A 5901-nucleotide genomic window follows, 5' to 3' on the forward strand; every position below is an offset into this window, starting at 1 on the left:
ATGAATTCTACCTTGACCTTCGTAAATACGGTACAGTCCCACACGGTGGATTTGGTATTGGGATTGAACGGATGGTTACTTTCGCGGCTGGTACAAAACACATTCGTGAAGCTATTCCATTCCCACGTATGTTGCATCGTATCAAACCTTAATAGACGTAAAAACGCCATTAGGCGTTTTTAACTTTTATATCTGCTCCTAAAAACTATGAAAGGAAACTCAATGCTGAAAATAGACATCATCGATGGGAAAGAATACGAGGATGGTCAGGGGGCTTTGATCGCAGATCTAGACCATAGCATTCAACAGATGCTCAAGTCATCCTACCCGGAAAGTCAAATGGATGATTTTATCACCTATAAAAATTTGAGCCAATATTGTATGGATTATCTAGGTCAGATTATTGAGCGTGCAAATGATAAAAATGAAGCGATTAAACAGCAGGTAACAGCTGTCATGCCTGAAAGCGAGCGTCCCTTTAACGTTGAAGACCGCTTGACAGCCAGCTATACCTTCGGTCAGAGGGTGGCGGATTCTGTTGCGCGCTTTGGTGGTTCATGGACTTTTATCATTAGTTTTATCCTGATGATGGCTATCTGGATGCTGATCAATGTCCTGCATCCTTTTGGCTTGAATTTTGATCCTTATCCGTTCATCTTGCTCAATCTTGCGCTTTCCACTATTGCGGCGATTCAAGCTCCTTTGATCATGATGAGCCAAAACAGGGCAGCAGATTATGATCGCCTGCAAGCGCGAAATGACTTTAACGTCAATATGGAGTCGGAAAGAGAAATTCGCTTACTGCATACGAAGATTGATCATATGGTTCAGCAAGACCAGACGGATTTACTGGAAATTCAAAAGTTGCAAACCGAATTGTTGGTGTCCTTGTCTAATCAATTGGCCCAGTTGCGTCAAGAAATGAATCAAGAAAAAATGAAGGAGGTGGAGAAGATGTAGGCAAATCTAAGTAAGTCTTTTAGAAACACTTATATAATCTATTGAAAGAGGAAAAACAATGTTTAAAAGAACTTACAAACGCAATATTTCACTCCTAGCAGGTTTGGAATTTACATCTTATTTTGGAATCACCAGTTTTTGGATTCTCTTTTTTATTCAGAATGGTCTTTCTTTACTTCAAATCGGTCTATTAGAGAGTATCTTTCATGGGACGAGCCTTTTATGTGAGATTCCATCTGGTATGTTGGCCGATCGATTTAGCTACAAGACTAATCTCTATTTGGCTCGCTTGTCCAGTATTGGATCCTCGATCTTGATTTTATTTGGTCAGGGGAATTTTTGGATCTATGCCATTGCTATGATGGTCAATGCTTGGTCTTATAATTTTGACTCGGGGACCAGTACAGCTTTCTTATTTGATTCAGCTGTGGAAGCAGGTCAAAAAGACCGTTATCTTCAGATTTCTAGCTTCTTGTCTGGTGTGGCCGAAGTCACCCGAACGTTAGGTACAGTTGTGGCAGGCTTCTTTATTCACGGAGCATTGGCTTGGACCTATTATATTGCTATCGGGCTATCCTTGCTTTCTATTCTCTTGATTTTTCTGATGAAAGAGCCAGAGAGCAAGAGTGATGAAAGAAATCATTTGACCTTAAAGCGGATATTGGAGGTAGTGAAACAAGAATGGCAGGAAAAACCAGTCTTGTTTCACTGGATGCTCACCTATCAGTTGGTAGGGACCATCATGTGTATGTTTTATTTTTACTACCAACAGAAAATTAGTGACTTAGCTAGTTGGCAAGTTTCGCTCATCATGTTAATTGGTAGTGGATTCAATCTCCTAGCGGTTTATTTGGCCAGTAAAATCGGGAAAAAATGGAATAGTAATCAAGTCTTTCCGATTCTGGTTGCACTGACAGGTTTGGTCTTTCTTTTGGTAACATTCAAGACTCCATTTGCCTATCTGAGTGTCTATCTCTTGACCAATGCCCTTTATGCCGTTTATCAACCTATCTACTACAATGATTTACAAGCTTATCTGCCATCCAGTGTACGAGCAACGATGCTGAGTATCAATTCAATGATGTTTAGTCTATCTATGATTGTCATCTTCCCTTTGACTGGTTGGTTGATCGATACTTGTGGATTTGTAGCAGTCTTTATCGTACTAGGCCTGATAACACTCCTTTCTTTCCCACTCTTGATGTTTGGATTGGGGAAAATGGGCAAGATCTTAAGTAAGGTAACAAAGAAGGAATAAGATTTCTGACCTTCATCTGGTCAGTATTCAACTCTCTCTGCTATGCAGGGAGAGTTTTTTCATCTTAAGAATTTGTGGTAAAATATGTATATCTATAAAAAAAGAATCGAGTCGTATGAAATCATTATTGAAGTATTTTAAGGGCTATTTATGGGAAACTTTTCTAGGGCCCGTGTTTAAACTCTTAGAAGCTATTTTTGAATTGTGTGTCCCCTTAATCATCGCCCACTTAGTCGACCAGGTCATTCCGAAAAAGGAAACGAGCGCAGTGGTGATGACGGTTGGTGTTTTGTTTTTATTTGCGAGCTTTGGTGTTGTCGTAGCTATTACGGCTCAGTATTTTTCTTCTAAAGCAGCTGTCGGATTTACCCGCGAGATGACCAAGGATTTGTATGAGAAGATCTTATCGCTTCCAAAGGACAAGCGAGATAGGATCGGTACTTCTAGTTTGGTAACCCGTCTCACTTCTGATACCTATCAAATCCAGGTTGGGATCAACCAATTCTTGCGTCTCTTTTTGAGGGCACCGATCATTGTCTTTGGATCTATCATCATGGCCTTCACCATCAGTCCTAAACTTACTCTTTGGTTCTTGGGGATGGTGGCGATTTTAACCCTGATTATTGTGATCATGTCACGGATTGTCAATCCACTCTTTGCTAAGATACGGAAAATCACAGACCGGATGGTTACGGTGACGCGTCAGCAATTTCAAGGGATGCGGGTGATTCGGGCCTTTGGACAACAGGCTGGTGAATTAGAAGATTTTAGAGAGGTCAATCAGGATTACAAAATCTGGCAAATTCGCGCTGGTATCTGGTCTAGTTTGGTGAGTCCCTTGACTTTCCTTGTGGTCAATACGACCTTGGTTTGTGTCATTTGGCAAGGACAATTGAATATCTCTGCTGGCCTTCTAACCCAAGGGATGTTGGTCGCTTTGGTCAATTATTTATTGCAAATTTTAACAGAATTGATCAAACTCGCGATGCTGGTCACGTCTTTAAATGTCAGCTATATTTCAGCCAAGCGTGTGCAAGAGATTTTCGATTTGAAGGAAGAAGACCTCTTGGAAGCTTTACCAGTAGAAACTGCAAGAGAGCAAGAAGCGATTAGCGCCCAGAAAGTTTCTTTCACTTATCCAACTGCTTCAAGCCCAGCTCTAGAAAATATTTCCTTTGATCTGGATCATGGACAGATGTTGGGAATTATCGGTGGTACAGGATCTGGGAAATCCACCCTGGTTCAGTTATTGAGTCATTTGTATGCCGTTAGTCAGGGGAAATTAGCCCTCTATCATCAAGGTCACTCTCCTAGAACTCTCAAGGAGTGGCGGGAGTGGGTAGCTGTTGTCCCACAGAAGGCAGAGCTCTTTAGAGGAACCATTCGATCGAATCTCTTACTTGGAATGAAAGAAAATCTATCGGATGAAGATTTGTGGTGGGCACTAGAAACAGCTCAGGCGGCTGATTTTGTTCGTGAAAAAGAAGGACAACTCGATGAGCCAGTGGAGGCCTTTGGTCCAAATTTCTCAGGAGGCCAACGTCAACGGTTGACCATTGCGCGTGCCCTTTTGAAGAAGGCTCCTTTCTTAATTTTGGATGATTCGACCTCTGCCTTGGATTATTTGACGGAAGCACGTCTCTTAAAATCGATAAAAGAAGAATTGAGTGATACAAGTTTGATCCTAGTATCTCAACGAACCAATAGTCTCAAGTCTGCTGATCAGATTTTGGTCTTGAACAAGGGACATCAAGTAGGACTGGGAAATCATGATTTCCTCTTGTCTACCAATGAGATTTATCAAGAAATTCATTATTCACAACACGGGAGGGAGGAAGCATGAGTCAAAAACGTTCTAGTTATGTAAAACGTCTGTTTAGAGATTTTGCTCACCATCCCGGGCTCCTGATTCTAGCCAGTATCGGAACTATCGTTCAAGTGGCCTTAACGGTTTGGTTACCGATCCTGATCGGACATGCAGTTGATTTAGTCATCAATCCTCAAGGGATGACAGTCTTATGGCCTGTTTTGATCCAAATGGTTCTGGTCATTGTGGCCAATACCCTGATCCAATGGATCAATCCTCTTGTCTACAATCAATTGGTCTATCGGTTTAGCCAAAGCCTGAGAGCAGAAGTGATGGAAAAAGTGCATCGATTGCCCTTGTCTTATCTAGATAAACAAGGGAGCGGGGACTTTGTCAGTCGCCTCACGACCGATGTAGAGCAACTTAATAGCGGTCTTCTCATGGTTTTTAACCAGTTCTTTGTAGGGCTCTTAACCATTCTTGTCACCATCGTGACCATGGCAGAATTGGATTTCTTTATGATGGTGGCGGTTCTGGTCTTGACCCCTTTATCCCTGGTGATTGCTCGTTTTATTGCTAAGCGTTCTTATACGCTTTTCCAAAAGCAGACCAAGGCGCGTGGTCTTCAAACTCAGTTGATCGAAGAGTCCTTGACCCAGGAAAGTTTGATCCAGTCCTTTAATGCTCAGGATCAATTCCGTAAGGCTTTTAAGGGGACGAATGAAAGCTATGCCAATTATTCCCAATCCGCTGTCTTTTATTCCTCAACTGTCAACCCTGCCACTCGCTTTGTGAATGCCTTGATTTATGCGGTAGTGGCTGGATTTGGTGCTGTACGCATTATTTCGGGATCTCACTTTACTGTTGGTCAATTGGTGACCTTCCTCAATTATGTCAACCAATACACCAAGCCCTTTAATGACATCTCCTCTGTCTTGTCAGAACTCCAAAGTGCCCTTGCCTGTGCAGAGCGTTTGTACAGCGTCTTGGATCAAGCTGAGGTCGAAGAGACAGGCCATCAGATTCTGGAAAGTCAGGATGTCAAAGGTGCGATTGGTTTTGAGCATGTCTCATTTGGCTATGATTTGGTGCGGACTTTGATCAAAGATTTAACCATTCAGGTTCCAGCCGCCAGTAAAGTGGCCATTGTAGGGCCTACAGGAGCAGGAAAATCGACCTTGATTAATCTGCTTATGCGTTTCTACCCTGTTAATTCTGGAGAGATCACGATTGATGGGGTGCCAATTACGGACTACACCCGTGCTTCTTACCGCCAACAGTTTGGTATGGTTCTGCAAGAAACCTGGCTCAAGGTTGGGACCATTCATGAAAATATCGCCTTTTCTCGTCCAGATGCAACTAGAGAAGAAGTCATAGAAGCAGCCAAGGCAGCCAATGCAGATTTCTTCATTCGGCAGTTGCCAAAAGAGTACGATACGTATCTTTCAGATGCTGGAGAGTCTTTGTCCCAAGGTCAACGCCAACTCTTAACGATTGCGCGGGTTTTCCTTTCAGTTCCTAAGATTTTGATCTTGGATGAGGCGACATCCTCCATCGATACTCGGACTGAGGTCTTGATTCAAGACGCCTTTAATCAGCTCATGAAGGGACGGACCAGCTTTATCATTGCTCACCGCTTGTCGACCATTCAAAATGCCGATATGATCCTTGTCATGGTCGATGGCGACATTGTTGAACATGGTACTCATGAAGAGCTAATGCAAGCGCAAGGTGTTTACTACAAGATGCAGACAGCTCAGCAACAGATTAGTTAAAATGAAAAGCATTTTCAGATTTGAAAATGCTTAGATTGAAGATAAAGACATATTCAAAACTTTCCTTAAGTGAGTACGGACGTCAGCGAACTTCTACGAAG

General features: G+C 42.4%; 5 protein-coding genes. All 5 read left to right on the forward strand.

All coding sequences use genetic code 11. From position 1 onward, the window contains the following. The coding region (locus SPADD19_RS11485; RefSeq protein ID WP_024055541.1) for an amino acid--tRNA ligase-related protein at positions 1–152 on the forward strand (152 nt) is incomplete at its 5' end. Positions 153–222: 70 nt separating this feature from the next. Further along, positions 223–960 (forward strand): DUF1003 domain-containing protein, encoded by a 738-nt coding sequence (locus SPADD19_RS03395; RefSeq protein WP_061455206.1) that lies wholly within the window; start codon positions 223–225, stop codon positions 958–960. Positions 961–1018: 58 nt separating this feature from the next. Next, positions 1019–2218, forward strand: coding sequence for an MFS transporter (locus SPADD19_RS03400; protein WP_061455207.1), 1200 nt, complete (start codon positions 1019–1021; stop codon positions 2216–2218). A 115-nt stretch (positions 2219–2333) separates the two neighbouring features. Further along, positions 2334–4061, forward strand: coding sequence for an ABC transporter ATP-binding protein (locus SPADD19_RS03405; protein WP_061455208.1), 1728 nt, complete (start codon positions 2334–2336; stop codon positions 4059–4061). After that, the gene (locus SPADD19_RS03410) at positions 4058–5800 is read left to right on the forward strand and encodes an ABC transporter ATP-binding protein (RefSeq protein ID WP_061455209.1); all 1743 of its coding nucleotides are present in this window, start codon (positions 4058–4060) and stop codon (positions 5798–5800) included. The genes SPADD19_RS03405 and SPADD19_RS03410 overlap by 4 nt, the downstream gene beginning before the upstream one ends. The last annotated feature ends 101 nt before the right edge of the window (positions 5801–5901 follow it).

This window comes from Streptococcus parasanguinis (genome assembly GCF_001578955.1).
In the GTDB taxonomy this organism is placed as follows: domain Bacteria; phylum Bacillota; class Bacilli; order Lactobacillales; family Streptococcaceae; genus Streptococcus; species Streptococcus parasanguinis_U.